At 49.2% G+C, this 3,559-nt stretch carries 3 protein-coding genes and 1 pseudogene; 2 read left to right on the top strand and 2 right to left on the bottom strand.

What is annotated here, in order from left to right:
* A partial coding sequence (locus H1D41_RS18155) for a hypothetical protein (protein WP_228850254.1) occupies positions 1-194 on the bottom strand: 194 nt, incomplete at its 3' end.
* Positions 195-766: 572 nt separating this feature from the next.
* Here H1D41_RS18155 and H1D41_RS18150 point away from each other — a divergent pair.
* On the top strand, positions 767-1,723 hold the full coding sequence (locus tag H1D41_RS18150) for a serine hydrolase domain-containing protein (protein WP_228850253.1): 957 nt from the start codon (positions 767-769) through the stop codon (positions 1,721-1,723).
* Positions 1,724-1,983: 260 nt separating this feature from the next.
* Here H1D41_RS18150 and H1D41_RS18145 read toward each other — a convergent pair.
* Positions 1,984-2,142 (bottom strand): annotated as a pseudogene (locus H1D41_RS18145) (transposase); the annotation flags it as partial.
* Positions 2,143-2,312: 170 nt separating this feature from the next.
* Here H1D41_RS18145 and H1D41_RS18140 point away from each other — a divergent pair.
* Positions 2,313-3,452, top strand: coding sequence for a Hint domain-containing protein (locus H1D41_RS18140; RefSeq protein WP_228850252.1), 1,140 nt, complete (start codon positions 2,313-2,315; stop codon positions 3,450-3,452).
* Positions 3,453-3,559 lie beyond the last annotated feature (107 nt).

Genomic DNA, 3,559 nt, shown 5'->3' with positions numbered 1-3,559 from the left:
TAGAAATACTGAGGCGGGCTTTTTTGTGCGCAGAGCGCGCTAATCATGCAGCCGATAGGCAGAAATCGAAGAACGTACTCCAAATGCGGCGCGGCGACTTGCCCTACACGACAAATCCATGAAGTCCACAATACGACAAACTGCTCCCATGGCATTGCCCCAACGGACGCTTCGGTATCGAATAAATAAGACATGCCCCTCATCTCTCAAACCCGCCCGGTCCTTGCCGGGCGGGTCAAAGCCGTGACCTCACGAAGGGCGGGAAGCGGACCTTTGCTGCGTTCTCCACCAAGGTCGGGAATCGGCAGATAGCGACATTTGCAAAGTCGGGCCTTCAGCCCCGGAAGTTTACCGGAGCGTGCTGCGGGACAGCGTGAGAACCGGCCATTAGCGAGGGTTGTGGCAACGTTCTAGGTTTGGATGTCGGCAGTGCGGACATTGTTCTCGTTCTCAGAAGAGATGCCCTTTGGCACCATGCGCACTAATTATTCACTTCAAATTTTGATATAGGGTTGATTTCTGCTTAGCGGAACCAAAAATTTACAATACAGACTTGAGGCAATTGACCTCTACTGCCGCTGATGTTGGCGGTGCAAACATCTCAAAGTTACAATTATATAGGGACAAAAAGATGTCTTCTCGGAAACAATATTTTTCGCGACTAAAAGTACTCGGGGTTTTGTGCGTCGTGGTTCTTTTGACCTCGATATTCTGGCTATCTAGGCCGTTCATAGATCGAACGGCCAAAGGGTCTAACCCCGTTCCAATGCAAGTTGTAGCATCTGCCATTTCGAGCGAGAGGGCTGCATTGCTAACTGATTTCATCAGACATGAAGCCGCTGGCACGGATGCACTGATCGCACTCGAGAATGGCGAAATTATCTTTGAATACGGCCCAACTGACGTTCCTTCAAACCTCCACTCCGGACGCAAAAGCATCATCAGCTTACTATTTGGCATCGCTCAGGAAAAGGGGTTGCTTGATGTCAATTCGACACTTGGTGAATTAGGTATCGACGAAACCCAAACACCGCTGACGGACGTCGAAAAAACCGCCACCATAGCTCATTTATTACAAGCGCGTTCAGGCGTTTATCTGGCCTCAGGTGCTGAAACGCAAAATATGAAAGATGGGCGGCCCACCCGCGGTCAATATTTGCCCGGTGAAAACCACTACTACAACAACTGGGATTTCAATGTCCTTGGCACTATTTTCGAGCAAGAAACCAGTTTGTCTCTTGGCGTCGCCATCGACAACTGGCTGGCTCAACCGTTGGGTCTGCAGGATTTCCATTCATCACACGTGATCTACGATTCTGACACTTCCAGCACCCAACATCGCACATACAGAATCCACATGAGCGCGCGTGATCTAGCAAGAATAGGCTTTTTGGTACAGCAAGGTGGTGCCTGGAACGGGGAACAAGTTGTACCGACTGATTGGATTTCTCTAACAACTCAACCCTTCTCAAAACTGAGCACACGGGCCTACGATGGTTACGGGTATCTGTGGTGGCTTAATTCCGAACGCGACATCATTGCTGCAGATGGCTGGGGCGGTCAATATCTTCACATTGATCGGGGTGGTCCATTCGTTCTGGTAAACCGACAAGACACCGGCAACTCAAAACTCGGATATCTAATGTTCGTCTACCCTTCGCATTCTAATGATCCCCTCGATGTCTACAAAATCCATGATATCCTTACAGGGCAGGTGCGGTGAGTTTCGTTTAAAGAATTTTAAGGTAACTCTGGCTCAGACCAGCCACTGACCGCAAAAATCGACTTTTGACCGCTTGAATGTCTGCTCTGAGGAAAGTGAGGCGCACAGTGTGCAGGTGCGGCGTGCTCGAACCAAGACTCCTCCAGTTGGTTCGCTTCGGGCTGGGAGCCGTCAAACGCCGAGGCAAAATCTGGACCACTTCCGCTCTACTGTGTATAGCTATTCATTGAACGTGGGCGCGCAAACGTTAGCTGAAGCCGTTGCCCACCCACTAAGCCGTCCGAAATGCAGCGCGCAACAGTCTTCTCGAAGAGGTGGCGTAGCAGTTCGCTTTCCCGAAATCGGCCATGTCTGTTCTTGGAAAAGGTCGAATGGTTGGGCACCGCATCAGATAGATCGAGGCGGCAGAACCAACGATACACGAAAGCTTGATCAAAAATAATGACGTGTGCAGCCCCGCAACCAGGCGTGCTGAAATGTGTCGATTGATCTCTCAATATTTCCCAACCCATCCTTAGGGTTGGGGCGCAATAGTTCGTAATCGCTAATTCTTGTTCCGCAACTCAATCCATCAACTTGCGGAATAGTCATGCCATTTACATTTGAAGGTTACCGAAACACCAGTTTTAAGGCGGGTGGTGTTCATGCTAAGGTGAACCCGTTTGCCAATCATACACAGACCTACAAAATCACGGGTCCGTCTGAAACCATCATCATTTCTGACGGTGCAGACCCTAATGTTCTTGCTGGCGATATTGATATTACCGACGGATCCGATGATATTCCATTTGACCCTACGCAGTACGTGATAGGCGGATCGGTGATTAACCCGGGTGCCCGATTTATTTCCGCCGAGACTATCGCCACGTTGCAAGGCAGTGATGGAAATACCTATACAGCAATCATGTTTGATTTTGATATCAATATGGATGGGGCAATTCACCAGAGCAACCACAGTACAGCACAGACGGAAACCAGTTTTTTCATGGCGTTTATCCCAAATGGGTTTGATGTCAGTGATGGTGTTTCACTGTCTGAGCTTGGCCAAAACGGGCTTCCACCTGGGACAATACCACCGATCGGCGTAACTCTCAGTTCACCTACTGTGTTATTCAACGATACACATCTGATTGTTTGCTTTACTCGTGGGACGCTGATCAAAACGCCTGAAGGTGAGATTCCGATTGAGAAATTATGCGTTGGGGATCTGGTAGCGACGATGGATGATGGCTGTGAAGCCATTCGTTGGATTGGCTCAACCAAACGAGATGAAATTGATTTTGCCATAAACCCAAAACTGAGACCTGTGCGTATTCCTGCCGGGGCATTTGGTTCTGGATTGCCGCATCAGGATTTACTGGTGTCGCGTCAGCATAGAATGCTGGTTCGCTCCAAAGTTGCTGATCGCGTATTTGGGGCGCCCGAATTACTTGTTCCCGCGATTCATTTCGTTGGTTTCAATGGGATTCACGAAGCTTGTGATGTAGAACAAGTGGAATATTATCACATTCTGTTTGAAAAACACGAAATTGTATGGGCAAACGGATCCCCTGCTGAAAGTCTGTTCACAGGACCTGAGGCTCTTAAGGCGCTAGAGCCAGAGGTTCGGAATGAAATCACCGAATTGTTTCCCGAGATCGTCACAGAAGATTATGAACCAATTCCTGCACGTCTCATCCCTAAGAAGGGCAAGGATATAAGGAAACTGTTTGGTCTTGTCCCGATTTAGTTCCGGCCTCTTTCGAGCGATATTCGCAATGAAGGAGACAAGACATGGCACCAAGATACAGCGACGAGTTCAGACGTGATGCGGTTCGCATAGCGACGACCAGCGGG

This window comes from Halocynthiibacter styelae, assembly GCF_016123485.1.
In the GTDB taxonomy this organism is placed as follows: Bacteria; Pseudomonadota; Alphaproteobacteria; order Rhodobacterales; family Rhodobacteraceae; genus Halocynthiibacter; species Halocynthiibacter styelae.
The sequence above is the reverse complement of the archived record's forward strand: the minus strand, read 5'-3'. Positions and strand labels throughout refer to the sequence as shown.

Excerpts from the sequence above, each read along its gene's own strand:
- H1D41_RS18150 (WP_228850253.1), top strand. The coding sequence starts at position 767 with ATGCAAGTTGTAGCATCTGCCATTTCGAGCGAGAGGGCTGCATTGCTA.
- H1D41_RS18140 (WP_228850252.1), top strand. The coding sequence starts at position 2,313 with ATGCCATTTACATTTGAAGGTTACCGAAACACCAGTTTTAAGGCGGGT.